This is a genomic window from Ensifer sp. NM-2, from assembly GCF_003024455.1.
GTDB lineage: Bacteria > Pseudomonadota > Alphaproteobacteria > Rhizobiales > Rhizobiaceae > Ensifer > Ensifer canadensis.
The window spans coordinates 155,613-180,400 of sequence record NZ_PVZR01000009.1; the positions used below are offsets into that span (position 1 = coordinate 155,613).

Sequence of the window (24,788 nt, forward strand, 5' to 3'; positions counted from 1 at the left end):
CATCGCATTGTCTTGACGCATCTCCCGATAAAGGAAGCGCTGCACGCGGTTTCAGGGAATGCTCCAACAACAAGGATTGCCCGATGCCGCTCTATGCCCTTGGACCGCTGCGTCCGCAAACGCCTACTGAGGGCAGCTACTGGGTGGCGCCTGATGCCAACATCATCGGCCAGGTGGAAATCGGCGAGGATGTCGGCATCTGGTTCGGCGCCACGCTGCGCGGCGACAACGAGCTGATCCGGCTTGGCGCCCGCACCAATATCCAGGAAAACACCGTCATTCACGTCGACCCCGGCTTTCCCGTGACCATCGGCGAAGGCTGCACCATCGGTCATGGCGCCATCATCCACGGCTGCACCATCGGCGACAACTCGCTGATCGGCATGGGCGCAACGGTGCTGAACGGTGCGAAGATCGGCCGCAACTGCCTGGTCGGCGCAAATGCGCTGGTGACCGAGGGCAAGGAGTTCCCCGACAATTCGCTGATCGTCGGCGCGCCCGCCAAGGCCATCCGCACGCTTGACGATGCCGCCGTCGAAGGGCTGAAGCGCTCGGCCAGCCACTACGTCAAGAACTGGCAGCGCTATGCGATGCAGCTGACGAAGCTCGACTAGAGCGTTTCCGGTTTAAACGGAGTCACAAAACGCTGACGGAAAACCGCTTCGCACTTTTCCTGGAATTGCTCTAAGCGCGACGAGCCCGCCGCGCTCAGTCAGGCGCAGCTCTGGCAGTGACCACGGATCTCGATGGTGGTCTTTTCCGTCTTGAAGTTCTGTGCACGCGTCAGCGCCGACAACCGCTGCTCGATCGCGGTGTCGTGGAACTCGGTTACCTGCCCACACCCCTCGCAGATCGTAAACGCCGTGACCCCGTGATCATGCTCGTGCTCGTGCGGGCATGTGCAGGCAACGAAGGCGTTGAGGCTTTCGAGCCGGTGCACGAGGCCATACTCGAGCAGCTTGTCGAGCGCGCGATAGACCTGCAGTGGCGCGCGAAACCCCTGGTCGCGCAGCTTGTCGAGGATTGTGTAGGCGCTCAAGGGGCCTTCGGAATGGCTGAGCGCATTCATCACCATCGTCTGGTTCTTGGTCAGTTGCGGGGTCGTCATCAATGATGCCCTCCAGGCGTGGAATGAGACGCTGTCTCCAACCGACGCCGCCCGATCGGCAGCAGACTCAGTACGAAAAGCGCAAGTGCAGCAACGACGATAGACGGTCCCGACGGCGTGTCCCAGTGCAGCGAACCGAAAAGCCCACCGGTAACGGCAAGCGCACCGATCACCGAGGCAAGAACCGCCATTATTTCCGGCGACGTCGCAAAGCGGCGGGCTGTGGCCGCCGGGATGATCAGCAGCGAGGTGATCAAGAGGATGCCGACGATCTTCATGGCGATGGCGATCACCAGCGCCATCAACAGCATGAAGAACAACCGCGCCCGCTCCGGCTTCATGCCCTCGGCCTCGGCGAGTTCAGGATTGACCGTGGAGGCCAGCAGCGGCCGCCAGAGATAGACGATCGCGAAGATCACCAGGATGCCGCCGCCCCAGATGATGTAGATGTCGGATTCCGACACAGCGAGAATGTCGCCGAAGAGAAAGCCGACGAGATCGATGCGCACCCAGGTCATGAAGGCGACGATGACGAGGCCGATCGACAGCGCCGAATGCGACAGGATGCCGAGCAGCGCATCGGTCGACAGCGCCCCGCGCCGCTGCAGGAACAGCAGTAATATCGACACGGCAGCCGCAACGATGAACACCGCCACCATCAGGTTGAGATCGAGAAGCAGCGACAGCGCCACACCCAGCAGCGCCGAATGCGCCATGGTATCGCCGAAATAGGCCATGCGCCGCCAGATGACGAAGCAGCCGAGCGGCCCCGCCATCACGGCGATACCGATGCCGGCGATCAGCGCCCGGACGAAGAAATCGTCAAGCATCGCGCTTCTCCTTCACCTCGAAGCCATGCAGGCGGGTGTGGTGGCCGCAGCCGCAATCCTCGCCATGGTCATGCACGTTGTCGTCCTCGTCGTGGTGATGGCCGTCGCCCGGGTAACAGTGCTCGGTGATCGAACCATCAGCATGCAGCACGCGCCCGTCAGGCAGAAGCGTGTGGTCGTGATTGTGGCTGTAGACCGCAAGCGTGCTGGCAGCGCGCCTGCCGAACAGCTTCTGGTACTCCGGGCTCTGGCTGACGGCCTGCGGCGTGCCGCGGCAGCAGACATGGCCATTGAGGCAGACGACCGTGTCGGTTTCGGCCATGACGATATGCAGATCGTGCGAGATCAGCAGGATGCCGCAGCCGGTGCGGTTGCGGATCTGCTTGATCAGTTCGTAGAGCGCGATCTCACCGCTGAAGTCGACGCCCTGCACCGGTTCGTCGAGCACCAGCAGGTCCGGCTTGCGGGCGATCGCCCGCGCGAGCAACGCCCGCTGGAATTCACCGCCCGACAGATGCTGCACCTCGGCTTTCGCCAGATGCAGAACGCCGGTCGCCGACAGCGCCTCCTCGATCTCCCTGCCCTTCAGCGGGCCGGTCAGCGTCATCAGCCGTTCGACTGTCAAGGGCAGCGTCCAGTCGACTGCAAGCTTCTGCGGGACATAGCCGACCTTCAGGCCCGGCTTGCGCTCGACAAAACCTTCGTCGGCCTTCAGCACGCCGATCGCCGTCTTCGCGGTCGTTGACTTGCCAGAGCCATTGGGGCCGATCAGCGTGACGATCTCGCCCGGGCTGATGGAAAACTCCACGCCACGCACCAGCCAGCGGCCGTTGCGGCTGACGCCGGCATTGTTCAACCGCACCAGCGGTGTCGTTTCTGGGGATCGGAAATTCAGCATCAAAAAATTCCGGATTGGCGGTTGCCACTGGCTATCGCACACGTTATAGCATAACGCAATTGATGTAATAACATTACATTGAAACATCGACACGTTCAACCGGACGTATGCTCGGTGTTTCAAGTGTCCGAACTGCGCCTGTCCCTGGCCGAAAACGATAGTCGGTTCAGGGCCTTGCGTGACATTCAAGCCCGGAGAAACCGATGAAATCGTCTTCCGCCCTGCTCTTTGCCTCCACAATCCTGCTGTCTTCGCCCGTTGCAGCGGCCGGCCCCAATGTGGTGGCTTCGATCAAGCCTGTCCACTCGCTCGTCGCTTCGATCATGCAGGGCGTCGGCGAACCGTCGCTGATCGTCGAGGGTGCTGCTTCGCCCCATACCTACAACATGAAACCGTCGAACGCCGCGGCGCTGCAGGCGGCCAAGGTGGTCTTCTGGGTCGGCCCGGGGCTCGAAGCCTTCCTCGACAAGCCGCTCGATGCGCTGAGCGGCGGCGCCAAGGTGGTGGAGCTCAGCGAAGCGCCGGGTCTTGAGAAGCTGAAGTTCCGCGAAGGCGGCGCCTTCGAGGCGCATGATCACGACGACGAGGGCCATGGTGAGGAGGGCCACAAGCACGCCGAGGGCGAAGCGGAACACGACGATGCCGCAGCTCCCGAGGCTGCTGCCGCAGATGACCACGATCATGCGCATGAGGGCCATGATCACGAAGGCTTCGACATGCACCTGTGGCTCGACCCGCAAAATGCTAGGGCGATGGCAGCCGAGATCGAAAAGACGCTCACAGAGGCCGACCCGGACAATGCCGGCGCCTACAAGGCCAATCTCGAGAAACTCAACCAGCGCCTCGACGCGCTGGACAAGAGCCTGGTCGCAACCGTCGCGCCGGTGAAGGACAAGCCCTTCGTCGTCTTCCACGATGCCTATCAGTATTTCGAGCATCGCTACCAGGTGCGGGTGGCGGGCTCGATCACGGTCAGCCCGGAGGTTCTGCCCGGCGCCGATCGGCTGTCGCAGATCCACGCCAAGATCAAGGAACTGGGTGCGACCTGCGTCTTTGCCGAACCGCAGTTCGAACCGAAACTGATCAATGTGGTGATCGAAGGCACGCCGGCGAAATCCGGGACGCTCGATCCAGAGGCGGCCACGCTCGATGCCGGGCCGGACCTCTACTTCCAGCTGATGGAAGGTATCGGCACGTCGCTCAAGACCTGCCTCGCCTCGGCAAGCTGATCCGTGCTCCCAAGGCGGCATAGCCGTCCTCCCAAGGCGGCAAAGGCGCGCCACGCGCCGCCCCTCTCCGTCATGCTCGGGCTTGACCCGAGCATCCAGCGTGCCTCCCTGTGGGGCTTTCAGCCGCTGGATCCTCGGGTCAAGCCCGAGGATGACGAAAGGACAGATCAAGCCCCGGAAGTGACCGGCGGACAGGTCTAACCGATGACTGAGACCGGTCGAGGCAGGACCGGCGCACAAGGCCGAAGCCTCGCGGCCGATGGCAAAGCCAGTCCACGAGCGACCGGATTGTTCAGGCGGGCGTAAGCGTCCGCCTTTTATAGGCGCGTCAAGCGTAATGGTATAACATACAGGAAACAACGATGGAAAGACTTCCCGTAACCGTGCTGTCCGGCTTCCTTGGCGCCGGCAAGACGACGCTGCTCAACCATGTGCTGTCCAACCGCGACGGCTTGCGTGTAGCCGTCATCGTCAACGATATGAGCGAGATCAATATCGACGCCGCGTTGATCCGCGACGGCGGCGCCAACCTGTCGCGCACCGAAGAGCAGCTCGTTGAAATGACCAATGGCTGCATCTGTTGCACGCTGCGCGACGATCTGCTGCGCGAAGTCCGCGATCTCGCCGAACAGAACCGCTTCGACTACCTGCTGATCGAATCGAGCGGCATTTCCGAACCCCTGCCCGTCGCAACCACCTTCGATTTTCGCGACGAGGATGGCGAAAGCCTTACCGACGTCGCCCGCCTCGACACCATGGTCACCGTGGTCGATGCCGCCAATCTGCTTGCTGACTACTCCTCGCTCGATTTCCTTGCCGATCGCGGCGAGACGGCAGGCGAAGGCGATACCCGCACATTGGTCGACTTGCTTGTCGAGCAGATCGAGTTCGCCGATGTCGTCGTGCTCAACAAGATCGGCACGGCTACATCAGAGCAGCGCGATGCCGCACGCAAGATCATCGTCGGGCTGAACCCGGATGCGCAGCTGGTGGAAGTGGATTTCGGCCAGGTGGAACTGCGCGACGTGCTCGGCACCGGCCGCTTCGACCTTGCCAAGGCCGAACAGCACCCGCTCTGGTACAAGGAGCTGCATGGTTTCAAGAATCATATTCCGGAAACCGAGGAATACGGCATCCGCTCCTTCGTCTACAAGGCCCGCCGCCCGTTCGATCCCACCCGGTTCCAGGCGTTTCTCAATCGCTCCTGGCAGGGCGTGGTGCGGGCCAAGGGTTTCTTCTGGCTGGCGACGCGACCCTATCATGTCGGCGAACTGAGCCAGGCCGGGCCGCTGGTCAGAACATCAAAGATGGGCCTGTGGTGGGCGGCAGTGCCTAGGGAGCAATGGCCGCGCGACCCGGGCTTCCTGAAGGCTGTCGGTCCCTACATCGATCCCGTCTGGGGCGATCGCCGCCAGGAGATCGTCTTCATCGGCGCCGACCCCATGGATCAGGCGATGCTGACGGCCGAACTCGACGCCTGCCTGGTCAATGACACCAGCTTCCAGCCGGACCGTTGGCGGGATCTGCCCGATCCCTTCGCGAACTGGTCGCAGCGGGCGGCCTGATGCAGGCGGCCGGTCCAAGACCACGTCGACCGCGCTTCACCTGCATGGGCCTCAATGCCGCCGGCAGGCCCGTGCCGATGTTCGATCCGTTCTTTGATGGACAGGATAATGGGGAGGAGGCACTCGCCCCGCCCGGCCCGCTGGAGCGACTGCTTTTCGGAGAGCGGGGTCGGACTGAAGCCGCGGACATTCCGTCGCTGCGTCGAACGACGGTGTAGGGAAAATCGAAGGGGTAGCCATAAAGCGCCCCCGGACTGCTGACAAAGTTGCCGCTGGTTATCTGCCGACCATTGGCAAGCTCAAGGCGATCGGAAACTTCCTTCATTCCTGTGCCTGTCACAGGAATCCAGTCAGCCCAAGTCCTTGGGCTAAAGGGTCTTTTGGCCCGACAGACGTCGGGCCACTGGATCCCCGCCACAAGGGCGAGGATGAGGAGAGGGGGTTTCGCCCTTCGTCAATAGATTCTTTCAGAGGCTGTAATAAGTTTGAAGGGGCAGCCCGAAAGGCTGCCCTCGATCAAATCGTTCAACGCGCAGACGTCAGGCCGACGATGACGCCGGTCGCAAGGCTGATCAGCAGGAAGTCGTTGTCGACACGCACCCACTGCTGGCCGCGCGGCGGCTGGCGCAGCTTGTAGCGGCGATAATCGCGCACCTGCGCCATGTGGCGGCGCTCGGCGGGGCTCAACCGATGGCCGCGCGACCAGCGTTCCTTCTTCTTGACGATGACACGCTTTTCGATTGTCACGTGCTTGTCGACATGCCGGTCCACGTGGCGGTCGACAGGTCGACGCTGATAGCGGTCGTAGTTCTGTGCGACCTCGAAGGAACCTGCCGGCTGGGCAAAGGCTGCTACCGGTGTGATCAGGAAGGAGCTGGCGACCAGAGCGGTCAGGAGACGTTTCATCGGGGTATCCTTTCGTTATTTGCACCCCGAAAATAGGTCCGGCTTCCTGAACCGAATATGAAACGCTACATTACAAATACGTAATGATATCGAGTACTTATAAGCGTTACCTTACAGACTGATATTCTCACTCTGAGAGGCTGACGTAACGGAACAGATCGAAATCCGCCGCCAGTCCCGCACCCGACGTGTCGAAGGCGAACATGCCGGCGAAAGCGCCGGTAAACGATCCATGTTCGCCGCGGCCGCCCTCGTCCGACACCACGCCAGCGTCGAGCACCGGGCCGAGGGCCTGCCAATCGACCGCCCCGTCTGCGCGCCAGAAGAACTGCAGGTCATTGTCGCGGATCTCCATGGCAAGCCCGATCGGCCCTCCGGGCACGGCGATGCCGCTTCCGACAGGAAACTGCAGCCGGCCAAGCGGGAAGTCGCCCGGGCAGGACAGGATCGTCAGCGTCCGCCCAAGAGTCTCGTGCCAGGTGAGGCCGAGCGCATGAAACTTGTGGCGGTTGTAGTAGTGCGTCAGCCCGGCGACCTGCTGATAGGTCTCCGGCGCGAAGTCGACCAAGGTTTCAGCGCGGAAAGAATGATGCTCCTGCCGGCGGGCGACCAAAGCCTGCTCGAACCAGCTGCCGATGCTTTCGCGGGCAAAGAGCCTCAAGTGCCCTGCCCGCCTTTCCAGCGAAAAGATCCGCTCCGGCAGCGGCGTGCGCAGCCACTGGAACTCGGCCGGAAGCGCGGCCCCATCGAAATCGGTTTCGACCACGCGCGGCTCCACCAAGGCCCCGACCGGGCCTGGAGCTGCGACCAGGACTTCGGGAACCGGCCCGCCGTTTTCGAGATAGAGCCAGCCGTCATCGCGCCAGACGCATTTCTGCAGTGCCGTCTCGCGGCCAAGCGTGCAGCGACGCTCCGGCGGCAGCGGCCGGCCGCAGAGATGGGTGTGATAGGCTTGCCCGTCCGGCGTCTCGACATATTGCCCGTGCCCTGCGCGCTGCAGTGGCGCATCAGGGTGATCCTTTGACGTGATTAGGTAGGTATCGGGATGGATTTCGTAGGGACCGTCGATCGTGCGCGACCGCGCCATGGTCACGGCATGGTCGTATCCCGTGCCGCCTTCCGCCGTCGTCAGATAGTACCAGCCATTGCGCTTGAAGAGATGCGGCCCTTCGACCAGACCGAGCGGCGAGCCGGCAAAGATGTTCTTCACCGGCCCGGCCAGCCTGCGCGCGCGCTCGTCCCATTCCTGCAAGAGGATACCGTCGAAGGCCGGATGTTTCGGCGAGCCGCCTCTGCGATGGTTCCACTGCATGTTGAGGAACCATTTTCGCCCATCGTCGTCATGGAACAGCGACGGGTCGAAGCCGGAGGAATTGACGTAGACAGGATCGGACCAGACGGCTTCGATCGCCTCTGCCGTGACGATGTAGTTGTGTGCGTCCTTGAAGTTGCCGTCGAAGCGCTTGACGTCGGTATAAACAAGGAAGAACAGGCCGTCGTTATAGGAAAGGCACGGCGCCCAGACGCCGCAGCTATCCGGGTTGCCACGCATGTCCAGCTGGCTTGCCCGCTCCAGCGGCCGGCGCACCAGACGCCAGTTCACCAGATCGCGCGAATGGTGGATCTGCACGCCCGGATACCACTCGAAGGTGGACGTGGCGATGTAATAGTCATCGCCCACCCGGCAGATGGACGGGTCCGGGTTGAAGCCGGGCAGGATCGGATTGCGAATCAGGGCAGTCATTCCTCGGGCATCCTCCAATTGTCGGCCGCATCCAGCCCCAAACCGCCGTGATTTTCAAGACTGCAACGTTACAGTTGGTGACGTAGCCCACGACGCGGCACGAGTGGTTCACGCAGTATTGCCATTTGCGCCCTTCACGTCTGCAGTGAAACCCACTGGCGATACTGGTTGGCACCCTGTTGTGCACAATGATTGGGCAATCGCCTGACAGCTCCATTCGACTTTAGTCTGGGGTGGCGGAACTAACCGGGAAAATCGAGCCTCGGACTTGAACGCTGGCTTGAAATCGGCACTCTGGTTGTGCTTGGCACAAAAACCAAAACAGCCACTGCGGGGAGGAAATCGATGAAAGCGTTACTCGGCTTCAGCCGACTCATAGACACGACGACCGAGTTCATCGGCAAATCGGTGTCCTGGCTCATTCTGGTCGCTGTGCTCGTCAGCGCCGGCAATGCCATCATCCGGAAAATGTTCAACATGTCGTCGAACGCCTGGCTCGAGGCGCAGTGGTATCTCTTCGGGGCGGCCTTCATGTTCGCCGCCGCCTATACACTGAGCCAGAACGAACACATCCGCATCGACGTCGTCTACGGCCAGTTCTCGCGCCGCGTGCAGCACTGGATCGACCTGTTCGGTCACGTCTTCTTCCTGATGCCGTTCGTGCTGCTGATGCTCTATTACTTCGTGCCCTACGTGAAGATGTCCTACATCTCGGGCGAGGGCTCCTCCAGCGCCGGTGGCCTGATCATCTGGCCGGCCAAGGCCATCCTGCTCTTCGGCTTCCTGCTGCTCGCCTTCCAGGGCGTATCCGAAATCATCAAGAAGGTCGCGATCATGACCGGCAACATGGACGACCCGACACCCTATGTGCCGACCCATGCACCGCTTGACGACGTCGTCGCTCCGGAGGCCCGTCCATGATCGAATTCATTGCTGAAAACCTGGCACCGATCATGTTCGTCTCGCTGATCGTGTTCCTGCTGCTGGGCTATCCCGTCGCCTTCTCGCTCGCCGCCAACGGCCTCCTGTTCTTCATCATCGGCGTGGAGCTCGCTCCGCTGTCGGATTCGATCAACCTGTCCTGGCCATTGCTCAACGCGCTTCCCGACCGGTTCTGGGGGGTGATGTCGAACGACACATTGCTTGCCATCCCCTTCTTCACCTTCATGGGGATCGTGCTCGAGAAATCGGGCATGGCGGAAGACCTGCTCGACACAATCGGCCAGCTCTTCGGCCCGATCCGCGGTGGTCTCGCCTATGCGGTCATCTTCGTCGGCGCGCTGCTTGCAGCCACCACCGGCGTGGTTGCAGCCTCGGTCATCGCCATGGGCCTGATCTCGCTGCCGATCATGCTGCGCTACGGCTACGACCGCAGGGTCGCATCGGGCGTCATCGCTGCCTCCGGCACGCTCGCCCAGATCATCCCGCCATCGCTCGTTCTGATCGTTCTCGCCGACCAGCTCGGCCGCTCAGTCGGCGACATGTATGCCGGCGCGCTTATCCCGGGCCTGGTCCTGACCGGCCTCTACATGATCTATATCCTGATCATGACCTTCGTCCGGCGTGACTCGATGCCGGCCCTGCCGCTGGCCGCCCGCACACTCGGCTCCGGCGTCACCTCACTGATCGTCGCGCTCATCGTCGCCGGCGCCTTTGCCTACGCGGCGCATATCTATCTCTATCCGACCCATGGCGAGAACGCCGACATCCTCGGCGCCACCGTTGGCGTCGGCTTCATCTACGTCGTCGCTCTTCTGGATCGCGGCTTGAAGATCAATGCGATGTCGCGGCTTGCCCAGCAGGTCATCATCGTGCTGATCCCACCGCTGGCGCTGATCTTCCTCGTGCTCGGCACCATCTTCCTCGGTATCGCCACGCCGACAGAAGGCGGCGCCATGGGTGCGGTCGGTGCACTGATCATGGCGGCGGCCAAGGGCCGCCTGAGCATGGACGTCGTTCGCTCGGCCCTGGCGGCAACCACCCGGCTTTCCGCTTTCGTGCTGTTCATCCTCATCGGCGCCCGCGTGTTTTCGCTGACCTTCTACGGCGTCAACGGCCACATCTGGGTCGAACACCTGCTGACGGCGATGCCGGGCGGCGAGACCGGCTTCCTGATCACGGTCAACCTGCTCGTCTTCTTCCTGGCGTTCTTCCTCGACTTCTTCGAGCTTGCCTTCATCATCGTGCCGCTCTTGGCTCCGGCCGCCGACAAGCTCGGCATCGACCTGATCTGGTTCGGCGTGCTGCTCGGCATCAACATGCAGACCAGCTTCATGCATCCGCCGTTCGGCTTCGCGCTCTTCTATCTGCGCTCGGTCGCGGCCAAGGTGCCCTATCTCGACAGGGTCACCGGAAAGATGACACAACCGGTGACGACAGGGCAGATTTACTGGGGGGCTGTGCCCTTCGTCGGCATCCAGATCATCATGGTGGCGCTGACGATCATGTTCCCGCAGATGGTCATGCACTACAAGGGAAGCGGCGAAGTCATCGATCCGAACACCATCAAGATCGAGGTGCCCGGATTCGGGACCGGTGGCGGCGGGCTTACGCTCCCCGACAACGGCGGCGGCCTCGGCCTTCCCGGCGGTCTCCAGCTTCCGGGCGGCAGCCCGCTCGACCAGAAGCCGGCGGACCAGAACGGCGGGGCTGGCGCACAACCGCAGACGGCGCCGTCAAACGACCTGAGCCAGCCGCCTTCGTTCAAGTAACGTTCGGCTTATGCAGACAGAGGGCGGCCCCGTAAAGGGCCGCCCTCTCAGCTTGCTGCCCCCCGAAGATCGCTTTCTGGCAAACGGGCATCCCATTTTCCCTCATCCTCGCCGTTGTGGCGGGGATCCAGCGACCTGACGTCCGTCGGGCCAAAAGACTCTTTTCAGCCCAAGGACGTGGGCTGACTGGATTCCTGTGACAAGCACAGGAATGATGGAGGTTTTGGATGGCGTTCGGGCTTTCCCCCGCAAACTTGCGATGATCGAACATGCCCTTGTCGGCAGTCAGGGCTGGCCCCACAAGGGCCGCCCTCTTCATGTGGCAACAAGCCTGCTCCAGCCACCGATGTCCGCTCAATCCAGCCGCTTGGCCGGATTGTCGCGATACCAGTCGACGATCATCGGCATCATCTCCTCGAACGGGCCGCCGACGAAAACATTGAGCAGGCCCATGCGCGACGTGCTCTCGTTGCGGAAGTCGTGCATCGTTCCGCGCGGGATGACACAGATCGATCCCTTCTCCATTTGGTGCCAGGTGTCGCCGACCAGGATGCTGGCGGTCCCCTCGATCACGTAGAAGATTTCGTCATTGTCGTCGTGCTTATGCGCCCCCGGCCCTTCGTGCCGCGCCTCCACCCACCATTCGGAAATCGAGAACCGACCTTGGGTCTCCGGGCCGTCGGCTTTGAACACGGCCTGTATCGCGCCCATGTCGTAGCGCCGGCCGCCGTCCGGCCCGTGCACGATCGATTGGCTTTCGCTCGGCATGGCATCCTCCTCATCGAGCGTTAAGACAGCAACCTTACCACGAAATCTGGAGACCGCGTCCACCCGCAAGCCGGAACGAAAAAGCCGCCCGCAACCGAAGTTGCAAGCGGCTTTCATTCCGGTTCGATGCCGCTTCCCATCAGCGATGGAAAGCGCTGTAGCCAGTCGCAGGCTTAGAGCTTGCCGCCCCGCTGCAGGATCATCATGAAGGTGTCGTAGTTGTATTCGGCGATCTGGGCGTTGAGGTAGTACTCGCCGCGGAATGCCTTGATCGAGTCCCAGATCTTCTTGAAGGTCGGGTTCGAAGCTTCCATTTCGGCATAGACTTCGTTCGCCTTTTCGAAGCACGCCGACAGGATTTCCGGGCTGAACGGGCTGAGCTTGGCGCCCGAAGCCACCAGGCGCTTGATCGCCGACGGGTTCAGGTAGTCGTACTTCTGCAGCATGTTTGCGTCGGTTGCGTGGCAGGCGGTGCGCAGCAGCGACTGGTAGTTCTTCGGCAGGCCGTCGAACGCCGCTTTGTTGAACATGGCGTGGACCGTCGGGCCACCTTCCCACCAGCCGGGATAGTAGTAGTAGGGCGCGACCTTGTAGAAGCCGAGTTTCTCGTCGTCATAGGGGCCGACCCATTCGGCAGCGTCGATGGTGCCCTTTTCGAGCGCCGGGTAGATGTCGCCGCCGGCGATCTGCTGCGGCACGACGCCGAGCTTTTCGACCACCTTGCCGGCGAAGCCGCCGATGCGCATCTTCAGGCCCTGCATGTCGGCAACGGTCTTGATTTCCTTGCGGAACCAGCCGCCCATCTGCACGCCGGTGTTGCCGCCGGGGTAGCCGACGAGACCCTGGGTCGCCAGGAACTCGTTGAATAGTTCGATGCCGCCGCCATGGTAGTGCCAGGCGTTCATGCCGCGCGCGTTGAGCGCGAAAGGAACGGCAGCGCCAAGCGCCCAGGTCGGGTCCTTGCCCCAGTAATAGTAGGCGACCGTGTGGCAGGCCTCGACCGTACCGGCAGCGGCAGCATCCGCAGCCTGCAGGCCGGGCACGATTTCACCGGCTGCAAAGACCTGGATCTGGAAATTGCCGTCGGTTGCTTCAGAGACATATTTCGAAAGGACTTCGCCGCCGCCATAGATCGTGTCCAGCGACTTGGGGAACGACGAGGCAAGGCGCCAGTTGATCTTGGGATTTGCCTGCGCGATCGCAGGCGATGCGAGCGCCGATGCGCCAGCCGCAGCCAGGCCACCGAGGCTTGCGTTTTTAATGAATGAACGGCGATCCATGGTTCCTCCCTATTTCCGCCGAGGCAGAATCCGGCGCAACCGTGGTCGCGCCTCCGCCCAATGGAACCTCACCGCCTTTGCGGCACGTGCGAGGCCCCGCTCCTCCTCCCAAAGCGTCGCGATCTCCAGGATTCGCTCGCTGCGCTTTAAGCTCTACTGCAGTTTCCTTAAATCCTATTCGATTTAAGAATAAAAACATGCAGCAATTCAAAGTGCTACAGCGACCTTTGCGTGTCTCATAAGACGCGCGGCGCTGTAGTTTCTGCAAAGCCGCTGCGCACGGCATGCTTTGGAGCCATCCGTGTCGCAGCGCGAACCGGTGGCATCGACGCACCTTACACGCTCACTTATGCATGTCCAGCGGACGCTTTCCGGCGCATATTCGACTTTTGTCTAATGCGCCGGAAAGTAATCGGAATTGCTCAAAATCGAGGCAAATCAATGTATTCGCAGGATCAGAGCTCGGCCGAAGAGGCCCAGAGATTGACGTCGGCTTCGCGCGCGTAAAGGTCGATCTCGGCCAGCTCTTCCGCCGTGAACGTGTCGTTTTCAAGCGCCTTGACGCAATCGACGATCTGCTCGGAACGGCTGGCACCGATCAGCGCCGAGGTGATGCGCCCGCCGCGCAGCACCCAGGCGAGCGCCATCTGCGCCAACGTCTGGCCGCGCTTTTCGGCAATGCCGTTGAGCTTGCGGATGTTGTCGATGATCGCCGGACGGATGAAGTCCTTCTTGAGGAAGTGGTTCTGTGCGGCGCGGCTGTCCTGCGGAATGCCGCCGAGATACTTCGTCGTCAGCATGCCCTGGGCGAGCGGCGAGAAGACGATCGAGCCGATGCCGAGATCTTCGAGCGTGTGCACGAGGCCGTCGTCCTCGATCCAGCGGTTGAGCATGGAATAGCTCGGCTGATGGATCACGCAGGGTGTGCCGAGTTCCTTCAGGATCGCGGCCGCCTCGCGGGTGCGCTGCGAGTTGTAGGAGGAAATCCCGACATAAAGCGCCCGGCCCGACCGCACGATATGGTCGAGGGCGCCGCAGGTCTCTTCCAGCGGCGTGTCCGGATCGAAGCGGTGCGAATAGAAGATATCGACATAGTCGAGCCCCATGCGCTTCAGGCTCTGGTCGCAGGACGCGATCAGATACTTGCGGCTGCCCCACTCGCCATAGGGACCCGGCCACATGTCGTAGCCGGCCTTGGATGAGATGATCAACTCGTCGCGCAGATGCGCGAAGTCCGTGCGCATGATCTCGCCAAAAGCGGTTTCGGCCGATCCCGGAGGCGGACCGTAATTGTTGGCGAGATCGAAATGGGTGATGCCCAGATCGAAGGCAGTACGGCACATGTCGACCTTGCGGTCGTGCGGGGTGTCGCCGCCGAAATTGTGCCAAAGCCCCAGCGAGATCGCCGGCAGCTTCAGGCCGGACCGTCCGACGCGGTTGTACTTCATGGTGTCGTAGCGGTTTTCCGCCGGTAGCCAGGTCATCGCAATTCCTCCGCGATCGGGTTTTGATGGCGAATAAGAGACCGCCATCCTGCAAATGAGAAAGGTTTCCGCGGCTGCGGAAACCTCTGTTCAGAAACGTCTAAACTGGTCCGATGCAGCTATGAAGCGGCAGCGGCACGATTTCCCGATATTTCTTCTTGAGGTTCGATGAGCAGCGCCCGCGCCTCCTCGATCCCGAGGGCTGCCGGCTGGGTGCAGGTGGTACTGAGTTCGATGAACCGCCCTTCCTCGCCCGACTTCAGGATCGATACCATCACGTCGACGCCGTGCAGCGCGCGGTCAAGCGAGCAGCGGGCATCGCGACCCTCGAGAATGGCGATCGCCATGTCGGCAAGGCCAGCCGTGCGGTAGTTCGCCATCGGGCCCTGCGGGTGCTCCTGGTTTTCGACGGCAAAGGGATGATCCCACATTTCCAGCGGCTGGATGTTCTTGTCCCTGCCGCTCGCTTCGACCTTGCCGCCGAAGAAGTTGGGATCAGGGACGAAAATCGAGCCCTCCGTGCCGTAGAGCTCCATATTGGCGTGGCGATGCGACCAGACATCCCAGCTCGCCGACAGGGTGATCGTTGCGCCGTTTGCGAACTCCAGCAGCGCATGGATGTTGGTCGGCGTCTTCACCGGGATGACCTCGCCGTTGCGCGGCTCGCTGGTAATGGTGCGTGTCGGATTGGCCATCGAAGACAGCGCTGCCACGCGCTTCACCGGACCGATGAGGTTGATCAGGTTGGCGATGTAGTAGGGCCCGAGATCGAGGATCGGACCGCCGCCGGGAAGAAAGAAGAAGTCCGGGTTCGGATGCCACATCTCCATGCCGGGGCTGAGCACGTGGCAGGTGCCCGACGTCACGCGGCCGATCTTGCCGGCGTCGATATAGCTGCGGGCAAGCTGGTGGGCGCCACCGAGGAAGGTGTCGGGGGCGCAACCGACCGTCAGGCCCTTGGCCTTGGCAAGGGCGCGGAGTTCCTCACCCTGCTCCAGCGAGAGCACCAGCGGCTTTTCCGAGTAGACGTGTTTTCCCGCTTCGAGAATACTCTTGGATACCGGGAAATGCGCATCAGGGATCGTCAGGTTGACGACGATATCGACATCCGGGTTGGCGAGAAGCGCTTCGATGCTCTGCGCTTTGACGCCATACTCAGTCGCCCGTGCTTCGGCTGCCGCCGGATTGATATCCGCGCAGGCGACGACTTTGATGCCCCTGAAAAGCGGGGCAAGCTTGAAATAGGTGGTGGAGATGTTGCCGCATCCGATGATGCCGACGCCAAGTTCCTTGGTCATGGATCTACCTGTTTTTCAGTAGGATTGGATGGAGGCGAGCGAGCGCTTGGCGAAGCGCTGGAAGTCACTCGGATTGTCGTGCTCGGCAATGAAATAGCGCGCCTTGGTGCCGGAGAGCGCCTGGAACAGGCCCTTCCAGTCGACCGTACCCTCGCCGACATCGGCCCAGCCGTCTTCGTCCTTTTTCTCGCCCGTCGGCGCGATGTCCTTCACATGCACGGCAGTGATCCGGTTGGCATATTTCTTGATCCAGGCGATCGGGTCGGCGCCGCCGCGGATGATCCAGGCGATGTCGGCCTCCCAGGAAAGATCCGGCCCACCCTCGAAGATCAGGTCCTGCGGAATGCTGCCATCCGGCAGGGCGAAGAATTCGAAGTCGTGGTTGTGCCAGCCGAAGATGAGGCCGGCATCGCGGTAGGGCTTGCCCGCCGCCTGCAGGCGCTCGCCGAAGGCGCGCCAGCCGGCCGCGTTCGTCGGGCGATGCTCGGGCAGGAGATAAGGGCAATAGATCGCCCGGATGCCGAGCGCCTTGGCGATTTCAAGCACCCGTGCCGGATCGCTTTCGAGCATATCCAGGCCGAAATGCGCCGTCGGCATGGCGAGGCCGTTCTCGTCGAGACCGTGCTTGAAGCTTGCGATCTCCGCATCGCTGAGCGCCGCATAGAGCGCGCCGTAACCTTCGACCTGGCTATATCCTGCCTCGCCGATCGCCTTCAGCACATCGGCGAAGGGCGGGAAGTTGCGGGCGCTATAGAGCTGAAAACTGACGTCTTTCATCGAAAATCCTCCTCGGGAAATCATCGTGATCGGTCTGATCGGCCAGGGGCGGGACGAGACCCGGCCGGGTTTTTCGTCATCCGGCCCTGAGCCAGGCGTCGTAATCCGACACCAGCAGATGGACGGGGGCTGTGTCCTCCTCGATCGCCGAGAAGCGACCAACGGGTTCGCGGAAGTAATTGTCGGTAAGGTCGTCGTTGACGGTCGAAACCTCGCCCATCAACACGTCTCCGTCTTCCGCCCAGAAGGCGTGCCAGTTGCCGGGCAAAAGCGTCACGCTTTCGCCGGGCATGAGTTTCAGGAGGTCGCCGGCCTTCAGCCGACGCAGGCGCGCATCGGTCGCTACCTCGACGTCGCTTTCGTCGTCGACAGAGCCGTCGGAGTGCGAATTGTACATCTGCAGCACCAGCGTGCCACCGCCACGGTTGATGATGTCCTCGGTCTTGGCGGCGTGGCGATGCAGCGGGTTGACCTGACCGTTGCGGGTGATCATCAGTTTCTCGGCATAGACCATGCCCTGCCCCGTCGTCAGGTTCGAGGCATCGCCATTGCGCAGCGTGAAGAGCACGAGACCGACCTCATCGAAGCGGCCCTTGCCGTAATCGGTGATGTCCCATCCGAGCCGGGCATCGAAGATCGTCGGGCAATCCGAAGCGACGCGCGACTTCATTTCTTCCGGCGACCAATAGGCAAAGGGCGGAAGCACGAAGCCGAAGCTGCGCATGAAGGCATCGCTGCTGGCGATGATGTCATTGACGTGGCTGCGTTTCACGGTGGGTCACCCCTTTCCCTGGCAGGATTCAAGATCGAAGGCGGCAAAGCGCGGCACCGTGCCTTCGGCAAGTGATGTCTTCGGCGTGAAGCGGATGACCTTCGTTTCACCTGATGTGAGATCGAAGGCATTGTCGGCGTAGCGCCCGGCGACGTCGGCCTCGATCATCACATGCAGCGCCAGGCCACTCGCCTTGATCGAGACGTCGTAGGCGCCGTCGCCGATTGGCAAGACCTCAAGCGACAGCTTGGAGGGCTGAAGATCGAGAGCCTTATAGGTGCCCGGCACGTGATGGCCTTCGCCACGCATGCCGTTCGACGCCTCGAACGACCAGAACAACAGTGCGTTTTCGGGAATGTCGCGCGCCGCGATGCTCACCAAGGTCGCCGCGCGGTCCGGCGAGCAGGTGCCTGCTGCCGCCATCAGCGGCGTGCGCGCACCGTCAAGCGTAACGACGAAGGCCTGCAGTTCCACAGTCACCGGCGCGGCGGTGTCGTTGACCATCGAAAAGGTGATTTCCTTGCCGTCGGCGGACGGAATGGCGGCAACGGCCACCGGCTGGAAGAAGCGGCGCACCATGTAATGCATGGCCTTCCAGCTGCCGCCGTAGTCGAGGCTCGACCAGGAAGCGACCGGCCAGGTGTCGTTGAGCTGCCAGTAGAGCGTGCCCATGCAATGGGGCTTGAGCGAGCGCCAGTAATCGACGGCCGTGCGGATCGCCAGGCCCTGCTGGATCTGGCTGAGATAGACGAAGCTTGGGAAGTCCTTGGGGAAGCGGAAATAGCGGAACATCGTGCCGGCAATGCGCTCGTTGCCGCCGACGTTCTTCTGGTGGCTCTCGATCACCGGCGACGCGATGTTGAGGTCCTTCTCGGCAGCAAACTGCCGGATGACGGGCATGGAGGTATAGGACTGGAAACCGAACTCCGAGCAGAAGCGCGGGCGCACGGACCGGTAATTGTCGAAGGATTTGTTCTCGTGCCAGACCGACCAATAGTGCATGTCGCCGGAACCGTCGGAATGCCAGGCGTCGCCGAAATCGAGATAGCCGGAGGCCGGGCTTGAGGGCCACCACAGTGCGTCCGGCAGCGCCGCCTTCAGCGCAACTTCGACCGTACGGTTCAGGCGGTCATAGGAGACGAGATAACGGTCGCGATCCTTGCGCGGCTCGTCGAACCAGGTGAGCGCCCCCACCAGCTCGTTGTCGCCGCACCAGAGCGCGATCGACGGATGGGACGACAGGCGCTTGACCTGGTAGTCGACCTCGGCCGCGACGTTGTCGAGGAAATCGGGCGTCGAGGGATAGAGGTTGCAGGCGAACATGAAGTCCTGCCAGACCATCAGGCCCAGCCGGTCGCAGAGATCGTAGAACCAGTCCGGCTCGTAGAAGCCGCCGCCCCAGACGCGGATCATGTTCATGTTGGCGTCAAACGCTGAGCGCAGCAGGTCCTCGACACCATCAGGCGTCACCCGTGACATCAGCGCGTCGGCCGGGATCCAGTTGGCGCCCCGACAGAAGATCTCGCGGCCATTGACGCGAAAGGCAAAGCGGCTTCCCGCCTCGTCCTTGTCGGTCAGAAGCTCGATCGTGCGAAAGCCGATCTGACGCGTCACCTGCTCCTGTGGCACTTCCACGGTCAGCATCGAAAGGTTCTGCTCGCCGCTGCCGGCCGGCCACCAGCGTTTCGGCTCACTGACGGTAAAGACGTGGGTGATGCGGGTCTCGCCGGTGCCGACGGCGCAATCGAGCCGCTCCCTTTGGCCGTCGAGAGAGAAATGAACCGGGACGATGCCCGGACCATCGGCAAAGAGCGTGACCGTTACCTGCAGATCGACCGAGCCGTCGCCGAGCCAGATCTGCTTTGTCGTCACATGCTCGATGCGGGCGATCTCCAGCCGGCGCAGCGCCAGCGTACCGTAGACACCGAGCGGCGCAATCGCGATGTTCCAGTCCCAGCCGAAATGGCACTGGGGCTTCCTCAGCATGTTGCCGTTGGCGATCGGCGAATTTCCGGGGTGGTAGGGCACGTAGAAGGGCTGCGCCCTCTGCCGGCGTGCACCCTCTGATATCGAGGACGGCAGCACGATGCGGATACGGTTTTCACCGGCGACCAGCGTACGGGAGACATCGGGCCGATGACGGCGGAAGCAATTGTCGGCCTCGAGCACGAGCCGGTCGTTGACGAAGACCGAGGCGACCGTGTCGATGCATTCGAGGTCGAGATACCAGTAGCCGCCGAGATCATCCGCATCGATCGACACTGTGCGCTCGATCACCCAATCCTCGTGCGCCACCCATTGCACGTCATCCTCGTTGCGACCCACATAAGGGTCGTCGATGATGCCGGCCCTTTGCAAAGCCGTGTGCACGTCGCCCGGCAGCGCCATGGTCGTCGCGTGGCTTTTATCGCTGGAAGCGAGCTGCCATTCTCCCGCGAGGTCGAGATAGCAAGCGGTTCGATTCGGGTCCTGGGAGAGCATTTCCATATTCCGTTGATTGCCGGCGAAACTGCCGGCATGCCAGTGTGTCGAAACGCGCCGGATGATGAAAGCCGGCGCGTTTCCCCGTTGTTCAGAGACGATTTTCGCTGACCGCGTCGAAGATCGAGGCGACCGCCATGTCGAAGGAAAGCGTCACCGCCGTTCCCGGCTTGTAGCGGCGCTGGCCGCCGATGCGCACCGACATCGACTGGCCGGCAAGTTTCAGCCAGAGCAGGTTGTCGGCGCCCATCGGCTCCTCGATATCGACGACCGCCTGGTGCGACGGCTGGCCGTTCGGTGCCTCGTCGACACGCACATGCTCCGGCCTCAGGCCAAGGACGACCTTTTGGCCAGATTTGAACGGCCCGCGCGACGGATAGGCCGACACGTCGAAATCGACGCCATTGGCGCGCACGAAGGCCCGCCCATCCTTCAATTGCAGCTCGCCGCGGAAGAAGTTCATCGACGGCGAGCCGATGAAGCCGGCGACGAACAGGTTTTCCGGCGCGTTGTAGATCGTCATCGGATCGGCAAGCTGCTGGATGACACCGCTCTTCATCACCGCGATGCGGTCGGCTAGCGTCAGCGCCTCGATCTGGTCGTGGGTGACGTAGATCATCGTGTTCTTCAGGGACTGATGCAGCCGCTTGATCTCGACGCGCAGTTCCGAACGCAGCTTGGCGTCGAGGTTCGACAGTGGCTCGTCGAACAGGAACACGTCGACATCGCGCACCAGTGCCCGGCCGATCGCCACGCGCTGGCGCTGGCCGCCGGAAAGCTCGGCGGGCTTGCGCTTCAACAGCGGCTGGATCTGCAGGATCTCGGCGGCGCGGCTGACGCGCTTGTCGATCTCGGCCTTTTCGACCTTGGCCACCTTGAGCCCGAAGGAGAGGTTCTTCTCCACCGACATCTGCGGATAGAGCGCGTAGGACTGGAACACCATGCCGATACCACGGTCCTTCGGCTCCTCCCAGGTGACGTTCTTGTTCTTGATGAAGATCTGGCCGTCGCTGACGTCCAGGAGCCCGGCGATGCAGTTGAGCAAGGTCGACTTGCCGCAGCCGGATGAGCCGAGCAGCACCAGGAATTCGCCATCCTTGATGTCGAGGTTGAGCGTGTCGAGCACAGTGACGGCACCGAAGCTCAACGACAGATCCTTGACCGATACGCTGACGTTTTCCATGCCCTTACCCTTTCACTGCGCCGGCGGCGATGCCGCGGACAAAAAGCCGCCCGGAGACGAAGTAGACGAAAAGCGGCACGGCACCGGTGAGGATGGTTGCCGCCATGTTGACGTTGTATTCCTTCACGCCCTGTACCGAATTGACGATGTTGTTGAGCTGGACGGTCATCGGGTAATATTCCGGCCGGGTGAACACCACGCCGAACAGGAAGTCGTTCCAGATGCCGGTCACCTGCAGGATCATCGCCACCACGAAGATCGGCATCGACATCGGCAGCATGATGCGGAAATAGATGGTCCAGAACCCAGCGCCGTCGACGCGCGCCGCCTTGAACAATTCTTCCGGCAGCCCGGCGAAATAGTTGCGGAACAGAAGCGTCAGGATCGGCATGCCGAAGATGGTGTGAACGATGATCAGGCCGGTCAGCGAGCCATAGACGCCGAGCTCGCGCAGCACGATGACGATCGGATAGATCATCACCTGATAGGGGATGAAGGCGCCGACGATCAGGATAGTGAAGAACAGGTCGGCGCCCTTGAAGCGCCAGTTGGCCAGCGCATAGCCGTTGATCGAGGCAATCGCGATCGAGACGATGGTCGAGGGAACGGTGATGCGCACCGAGTTCCAGAAGCCGCGCGAAAGGCCATCGCAGTTGAGGCCGGTGCAGGCGCTCGACCAGGCCTTCACCCAGGGCTCGAAGGTGATTTCGAGCGGCGGCGCGAAGATGTTGCCGAGTCGGATTTCCGGCATGCCCTTCAGCGAGGTCATGACCATGACGTAGAGTGGCAGCAGGTAGTAGAGTGCCACGACAATCAGGGTGCCGTAGACCATGATGTTGCGGCCCGAAAGCGCCCGGCGCGGCTTGCGGCCCCGCGGGCCTGAAAGGGCAACGGAGGTCTTTTCCGCCTCGGGGTCGATACCGGCGGCGATGGCGTTGAAAGCGACGATCTCAGGCACGCTTGCGCCCTCCCCCAAATTCGAGATAGGCCCAGGGCACGATGATGATGGCGACGGTGATGAGCATCATGGTCGAGGCGGCAAATCCCTGGCCGAGATTCTGCGCCTGGAACATGTAGTCGTAGACGTATTTGGCCGGCACTTCCGAGGCGATGCCCGGGCCGCCGCTCGTCTGCGCCACCACGAGATCGTAAACCTTGACGATGCCGCTTGCGATGATGACCAGCGTGGTGATGAAGACGCCGCGCATCATCGGGATGATGACGAAGACATAGGTCTTCCACATCGGAATGCCGTCAACGCGCGACGCCTTCCAGATATCCTCGTCGATCCCACGCAAGCCGGCGAGCATCAGGCACATGACGAGCCCGGTCCCTTGCCACAGCGCCGCGATCAGGATGCCGTAAATGACGATATTGGAATTGTAGAGCGGGTCGAAGGCAAAACTCGTCCAGCCGAGAGAGCGCACCACCGACTGGATGCCGTATTCCGGGTTGAGCAGCCATTGCCACACGAGGCCCGTCACGATGAAGGACAGGGCGAAGGGATAGAGCATGATCGTGCGGAACGTGTTCTCGAAGCGGATCTTCTGGTCCATCAGCGCCGCCAGCAGGAAGCCGATGACCAGGCTGAAAATCAGCGAAAACAAGCCGTAGATCGCCAGGTTCTGCACCGACATCAGCCAGCGCGGCGCGGCCCACAGCCGCTCATACTGGTCGAGGCCAACGAAGGAAAGCCGCGGCAAGAGCTTGGAATTGGTGAAGGAATAGACCACGGTCCAGACCGTGCCGCCGAGGAAAATGACCACGGCCGTCAGGATCATCGGGATCGAGGCCAGCTTCGCATTCAGATTCCGCAGCCACTGGTTCGGCCGACCCGAACCGCGTGTGTGACCCATGTTTCGTTCCTCCGGAACTGCATTGGATTGCCGATGGCAGGCGGCGTCGATGACGAACGGATGTGCCGTCGCTCGAAAACCGCCTCGCCACGTTGAAGCCGTTCTCCCAATACGCCTGCCAGGCAAAGGCACGCTGGTCCGCCTGAACGTGTCGTGCCGAATGGGAGCCTTGGCCGACCCCGCCGAGGGCGGGGCCGACGGATCAAGGAAGCTCCATCAGTCCGCCGAAGCGATGATGTCGGCAAAGCGCTTCTGCGCTTCCTCCGGCGTCATGGAGGGGTTGGCGAAGAACTCGGAGAAGAGATCTTCCTTCTGTTTCTGGCTGTCAGCCGACAGAAGCTGGTCGGTCCACTGGATGACGTTGCCCTTGGCGAGGATGTCCAGGCCCTTCTTCATGCAGTCGTTGGCGGCAGCCAGATCGACATCGCCGCGCACCGGCAGCGAACCCTTCTTCAGGTTGAACGCCACCTGCGTCGCCGGGTTCAGGAGCGTCGATGCCAGCACTTCCTGGGCCTTGGATATCTCCTCATCCTTCAGCACCGGGAAATAGAAAGCGTCGCCGCCCGTCGCGATGACTTCGTTGACGCCGAGGCCCGGCAGGCAGGTGTAATCGGTTCCGGCCTTCTGGCCGGCGAGCTGGAATTCGCCTTGCGCCCAGTCGCCCATGATCTGGCCGCCGGCCTTGCCGGTGATGACCATGTTGGTCGCCTGGTTCCAGTCCTGGACATTGGTGCCCTTGGACATGCGACGCGCGTCATCCGCAGCCTTGAACACCTTGGCAATTTCAGGACCGGCGGCCACTTCCTCGTCCTTGTCGCCAAAGACCTTGAGGAACGTGTCCTTGCCGGCAAGAGCGACGATGAGAACGTCGAAGGCACCGGCCGACTGCCACGGCTGTCCGCCGACGGCGAGCGGCACGATGCCGGCTTTTTCAAGTGCCGGTGCCGCTGCGACAAACTCGTCCCAGTTCTTCGGCACATCGACGCCGGCCTTCTTGAAGGCAGCGTTCGACAGCCAGAGCCACTGCCAGGAATGAATGTTGACCGGCGCGCAATAGACCTTGCCGTCGATGGTGCAGGAATCGAGCAGGCTCGCCGGCCTGATGATCTCTTTCCAGTTCTCCTTGGAGGCGACATCGGTCAGGTCGCGCATCAGCCCAGCCTCGACCAGTTCCTCTGCCTGGCGTCCATGGTTGAATTGCGTGGCACCCATCGGATCGCCACCGGTCAGGCGGCTGACCATGATCGGCCGCGCCGTGCTGCCGGCGCCGGCAATGGCACCGTCAACCCAGTGATTTCCGGTGGCATCGAACGCTTTTGCAAGCTCGGCGACCGCAGCAGCCTCCCCGCCCGACGTCCACCAATGCGTCACCTCGAGATCGGTTGCGTTTGCTGCACCAAATGGCAGCGCCACCGTCACCGCCAAAGCGGCCGCGAAAGAACGTAAATTCATGAGTCTCCTCCCTCACTGTAACGTTACCGTAAAAAACTTAGAGGAAACGATCCCGGTCCGCAACTCCCACCCCAATGAATTTAAACAGAAACATTTTCTGCAATCTACAGGCGTACTTTCGGACATCAAAGAGACGTGAACTGATCACGGGCAAGACCATGAAGATCCGGCATAGCGGGTTGATAACGCGCTGATTTTGATATTTTTTGTGCAGAAATGCTGGTATTTTGCTGCATATGCTCTCTCGCAGACGCAAAAAGCCCGCTGCAACACAGCACACTCAACCAGAGTGTTTCATTCACCGCAGCGCAGCAACGAAAATGCTCGACAGCGCTACTGTATCGTTACAGATTTGCCTCGGTGCCGTACGCCCATAGCAGGATAGCTCCCCGTCACATTTCGTATATAAGGCGGGAAGTGACGCTAAATGGGGCGGCGGGCGGCAA

The 24,788-nt window shown here is 61.8% G+C and carries 21 protein-coding genes; 5 read left to right on the top strand and 16 right to left on the bottom strand.

The features are described 5' to 3' along the window. Positions 1-83 precede the first annotated feature (83 nt). Entirely contained in the window at positions 84-614 is a 531-nt protein-coding gene (locus C6558_RS19305) for a gamma carbonic anhydrase family protein (protein ID WP_025427317.1), read from the top strand. Between the two features lie 98 nt (positions 615-712). Here the strand turns inward: C6558_RS19305 and C6558_RS19310 are convergent, their stop codons facing one another. Genes C6558_RS19310 through C6558_RS19320 form a run of 3 tightly spaced genes read right to left on the bottom strand, consistent with a single transcriptional unit; the run spans position 713 to position 2,836 of the window. After that, positions 713-1,108 (bottom strand): Fur family transcriptional regulator, encoded by a 396-nt coding sequence (locus C6558_RS19310; protein ID WP_025427318.1) that lies wholly within the window; start codon positions 1,106-1,108, stop codon positions 713-715. Beyond that, positions 1,108-1,938 (bottom strand): zinc ABC transporter permease subunit ZnuB, encoded by an 831-nt coding sequence (znuB, locus tag C6558_RS19315; RefSeq protein ID WP_084814289.1) that lies wholly within the window; start codon positions 1,936-1,938, stop codon positions 1,108-1,110. The genes C6558_RS19310 and znuB overlap by 1 nt, the downstream gene beginning before the upstream one ends. After that, positions 1,931-2,836 carry an ATP-binding cassette domain-containing protein gene (locus tag C6558_RS19320; RefSeq protein ID WP_107027599.1) on the bottom strand — a complete coding sequence of 302 codons (906 nt, stop codon included), beginning with the start codon at positions 2,834-2,836 and terminating at the stop codon, positions 1,931-1,933. The genes znuB and C6558_RS19320 overlap by 8 nt, the downstream gene beginning before the upstream one ends. A 203-nt stretch (positions 2,837-3,039) precedes the next feature. Between C6558_RS19320 and znuA the strand changes: the two genes are divergently transcribed. Continuing rightward, on the top strand, positions 3,040-4,065 hold the full coding sequence (znuA, locus tag C6558_RS19325; protein ID WP_025427321.1) for a zinc ABC transporter substrate-binding protein ZnuA: 1,026 nt from the start codon (positions 3,040-3,042) through the stop codon (positions 4,063-4,065). Positions 4,066-4,427: 362 nt separating this feature from the next. After that, positions 4,428-5,630, top strand: coding sequence for a zinc metallochaperone GTPase ZigA (gene zigA / locus C6558_RS19330; RefSeq protein WP_084814290.1), 1,203 nt, complete (start codon positions 4,428-4,430; stop codon positions 5,628-5,630). 525 nt (positions 5,631-6,155) lie between these two features. Here the strand turns inward: zigA and C6558_RS19335 are convergent. Both C6558_RS19335 and C6558_RS19340 read right to left on the bottom strand, forming a co-directional pair. Next, positions 6,156-6,536 carry an RcnB family protein gene (locus tag C6558_RS19335; protein WP_025427323.1) on the bottom strand — a complete coding sequence of 127 codons (381 nt, stop codon included), beginning with the start codon at positions 6,534-6,536 and terminating at the stop codon, positions 6,156-6,158. Positions 6,537-6,663: 127 nt separating this feature from the next. Beyond that, positions 6,664-8,280 (bottom strand): glycoside hydrolase family 43 protein, encoded by a 1,617-nt coding sequence (locus tag C6558_RS19340; RefSeq protein ID WP_025427324.1) that lies wholly within the window; start codon positions 8,278-8,280, stop codon positions 6,664-6,666. 345 nt (positions 8,281-8,625) lie between these two features. Here C6558_RS19340 and C6558_RS19345 point away from each other — a divergent pair, with 345 nt between their 5' ends. Both C6558_RS19345 and C6558_RS19350 read left to right on the top strand, forming a co-directional pair. Beyond that, positions 8,626-9,201, top strand: a complete 576-nt coding sequence (locus tag C6558_RS19345; protein ID WP_025427325.1) for a TRAP transporter small permease subunit — start codon at positions 8,626-8,628, stop codon at positions 9,199-9,201. Then, positions 9,198-10,991: a TRAP transporter large permease subunit gene (locus C6558_RS19350; RefSeq protein ID WP_025427326.1), complete on the top strand. Its 1,794-nt coding sequence runs from the start codon at positions 9,198-9,200 to the stop codon at positions 10,989-10,991. Before C6558_RS19345 ends, C6558_RS19350 begins: the two co-directional genes overlap by 4 nt. 354 nt (positions 10,992-11,345) lie before the next feature. Here the strand turns inward: C6558_RS19350 and C6558_RS19355 are convergent, their stop codons facing one another. From C6558_RS19355 to C6558_RS19410, 11 genes are all read right to left on the bottom strand, one after another. Further along, positions 11,346-11,759 (bottom strand): cupin domain-containing protein, encoded by a 414-nt coding sequence (locus tag C6558_RS19355; RefSeq protein ID WP_057208722.1) that lies wholly within the window; start codon positions 11,757-11,759, stop codon positions 11,346-11,348. Between the two features lie 173 nt (positions 11,760-11,932). Further along, positions 11,933-13,039, bottom strand: a complete 1,107-nt coding sequence (locus tag C6558_RS19360; RefSeq protein ID WP_025427328.1) for a TRAP transporter substrate-binding protein — start codon at positions 13,037-13,039, stop codon at positions 11,933-11,935. A 455-nt stretch (positions 13,040-13,494) separates the two neighbouring features. Further along, a complete protein-coding gene (mgrA, locus tag C6558_RS19370; protein ID WP_025427329.1) occupies positions 13,495-14,523 on the bottom strand; it encodes an L-glyceraldehyde 3-phosphate reductase in 1,029 nt (342 codons plus the stop codon). A gap of 119 nt (positions 14,524-14,642) precedes the next feature. Beyond that, positions 14,643-15,821, bottom strand: a complete 1,179-nt coding sequence (locus tag C6558_RS19375) for a Gfo/Idh/MocA family protein (RefSeq protein WP_025427330.1) — start codon at positions 15,819-15,821, stop codon at positions 14,643-14,645. A gap of 15 nt (positions 15,822-15,836) precedes the next feature. Continuing rightward, complete coding sequence (locus C6558_RS19380) at positions 15,837-16,598, bottom strand: sugar phosphate isomerase/epimerase (protein WP_025427331.1); 762 nt, start codon at positions 16,596-16,598, stop codon at positions 15,837-15,839. A gap of 76 nt (positions 16,599-16,674) precedes the next feature. Then, positions 16,675-17,370, bottom strand: a complete 696-nt coding sequence (locus tag C6558_RS19385; protein WP_025427332.1) for a D-lyxose/D-mannose family sugar isomerase — start codon at positions 17,368-17,370, stop codon at positions 16,675-16,677. A gap of 6 nt (positions 17,371-17,376) precedes the next feature. Further along, positions 17,377-19,851, bottom strand: a complete 2,475-nt coding sequence (locus C6558_RS19390) for a glycoside hydrolase family 2 protein (protein ID WP_025427333.1) — start codon at positions 19,849-19,851, stop codon at positions 17,377-17,379. A gap of 91 nt (positions 19,852-19,942) precedes the next feature. Continuing rightward, positions 19,943-21,034 carry an ABC transporter ATP-binding protein gene (locus C6558_RS19395; protein ID WP_057208724.1) on the bottom strand — a complete coding sequence of 364 codons (1,092 nt, stop codon included), beginning with the start codon at positions 21,032-21,034 and terminating at the stop codon, positions 19,943-19,945. Positions 21,035-21,038: 4 nt separating this feature from the next. Next, positions 21,039-21,866, bottom strand: coding sequence for a carbohydrate ABC transporter permease (locus C6558_RS19400; protein WP_225906378.1), 828 nt, complete (start codon positions 21,864-21,866; stop codon positions 21,039-21,041). 118 nt (positions 21,867-21,984) lie between these two features. After that, positions 21,985-22,890: a carbohydrate ABC transporter permease gene (locus C6558_RS19405; RefSeq protein ID WP_025427336.1), complete on the bottom strand. Its 906-nt coding sequence runs from the start codon at positions 22,888-22,890 to the stop codon at positions 21,985-21,987. Between the two features lie 216 nt (positions 22,891-23,106). Continuing rightward, the gene (locus tag C6558_RS19410; RefSeq protein WP_084814291.1) at positions 23,107-24,342 is read right to left on the bottom strand and encodes an ABC transporter substrate-binding protein; all 1,236 of its coding nucleotides are present in this window, start codon (positions 24,340-24,342) and stop codon (positions 23,107-23,109) included. Positions 24,343-24,788 lie beyond the last annotated feature (446 nt).

What these genes read in the sequence shown, in the direction of transcription:
- C6558_RS19375 (WP_025427330.1), bottom strand. Translation starts at nt 15,821, where the DNA reads ATGACCAAGGAACTTGGCGTCGGCATCATCGGATGCGGCAACATCTCC.
- C6558_RS19360 (WP_025427328.1), bottom strand. Translation starts at nt 13,039, where the DNA reads ATGGATCGCCGTTCATTCATTAAAAACGCAAGCCTCGGTGGCCTGGCT.
- C6558_RS19395 (WP_057208724.1), bottom strand. Translation starts at nt 21,034, where the DNA reads ATGGAAAACGTCAGCGTATCGGTCAAGGATCTGTCGTTGAGCTTCGGT.
- C6558_RS19305 (WP_025427317.1), top strand. Translation starts at nt 84, where the DNA reads ATGCCGCTCTATGCCCTTGGACCGCTGCGTCCGCAAACGCCTACTGAG.
- zigA (WP_084814290.1), top strand. Translation starts at nt 4,428, where the DNA reads ATGGAAAGACTTCCCGTAACCGTGCTGTCCGGCTTCCTTGGCGCCGGC.
- C6558_RS19320 (WP_107027599.1), bottom strand. Translation starts at nt 2,836, where the DNA reads ATGCTGAATTTCCGATCCCCAGAAACGACACCGCTGGTGCGGTTGAAC.
- C6558_RS19390 (WP_025427333.1), bottom strand. Translation starts at nt 19,851, where the DNA reads ATGCTCTCCCAGGACCCGAATCGAACCGCTTGCTATCTCGACCTCGCG.
- C6558_RS19310 (WP_025427318.1), bottom strand. Translation starts at nt 1,108, where the DNA reads ATGACGACCCCGCAACTGACCAAGAACCAGACGATGGTGATGAATGCG.
- mgrA (WP_025427329.1), bottom strand. Translation starts at nt 14,523, where the DNA reads ATGACCTGGCTACCGGCGGAAAACCGCTACGACACCATGAAGTACAAC.
- C6558_RS19400 (WP_225906378.1), bottom strand. Translation starts at nt 21,866, where the DNA reads ATGGTCTACGGCACCCTGATTGTCGTGGCACTCTACTACCTGCTGCCA.
- C6558_RS19410 (WP_084814291.1), bottom strand. Translation starts at nt 24,342, where the DNA reads ATGAATTTACGTTCTTTCGCGGCCGCTTTGGCGGTGACGGTGGCGCTG.
- C6558_RS19350 (WP_025427326.1), top strand. Translation starts at nt 9,198, where the DNA reads ATGATCGAATTCATTGCTGAAAACCTGGCACCGATCATGTTCGTCTCG.
- znuA (WP_025427321.1), top strand. Translation starts at nt 3,040, where the DNA reads ATGAAATCGTCTTCCGCCCTGCTCTTTGCCTCCACAATCCTGCTGTCT.
- C6558_RS19380 (WP_025427331.1), bottom strand. Translation starts at nt 16,598, where the DNA reads ATGAAAGACGTCAGTTTTCAGCTCTATAGCGCCCGCAACTTCCCGCCC.
- C6558_RS19355 (WP_057208722.1), bottom strand. Translation starts at nt 11,759, where the DNA reads ATGCCGAGCGAAAGCCAATCGATCGTGCACGGGCCGGACGGCGGCCGG.
- C6558_RS19345 (WP_025427325.1), top strand. Translation starts at nt 8,626, where the DNA reads ATGAAAGCGTTACTCGGCTTCAGCCGACTCATAGACACGACGACCGAG.
- C6558_RS19405 (WP_025427336.1), bottom strand. Translation starts at nt 22,890, where the DNA reads ATGGGTCACACACGCGGTTCGGGTCGGCCGAACCAGTGGCTGCGGAAT.
- znuB (WP_084814289.1), bottom strand. Translation starts at nt 1,938, where the DNA reads ATGCTTGACGATTTCTTCGTCCGGGCGCTGATCGCCGGCATCGGTATC.
- C6558_RS19335 (WP_025427323.1), bottom strand. Translation starts at nt 6,536, where the DNA reads ATGAAACGTCTCCTGACCGCTCTGGTCGCCAGCTCCTTCCTGATCACA.
- C6558_RS19340 (WP_025427324.1), bottom strand. Translation starts at nt 8,280, where the DNA reads ATGACTGCCCTGATTCGCAATCCGATCCTGCCCGGCTTCAACCCGGAC.